This is a genomic window from Massilia glaciei, assembly GCF_003011895.2.
Taxonomy (GTDB): domain Bacteria; phylum Pseudomonadota; class Gammaproteobacteria; order Burkholderiales; family Burkholderiaceae_D; genus Telluria_A; species Telluria_A glaciei.
The window spans coordinates 1-226 of record NZ_PXWF02000010.1 but is presented as its reverse complement, the minus strand read 5'-3'; the positions used below and the strand labels follow the sequence as shown (position 1 = coordinate 226).

The 226-nt window shown below is 68.1% G+C and carries 1 protein-coding gene; it reads left to right on the top strand.

Annotated features, from left to right (window positions below):
* A partial coding sequence (locus C7C56_RS28510) for a hypothetical protein (protein ID WP_181372959.1) occupies positions 1 to 226 on the top strand: 226 nt, incomplete at both ends.

Here is a 226-nt window from a genome sequence, read left to right as displayed (position 1 = left end):
AACATCACGATGGCCAATGGCGCCAGCCTGGTCAGCAACGGCGGCAACATCGCCGCGCAAACCGGCAACGACGTGACGATCGAAACGATCGCCGCCGGCGCGGGCAGCGTGCGCGTGGTGGCCGGCGGCAGCATCGTCGACCAAGACCTCGTCGGCGACGGCGAAGTGGACATCATGGCGAACGGCCTGCAACTGAGCGCAGGCAACGCCATCGGCTCGGGCGCCA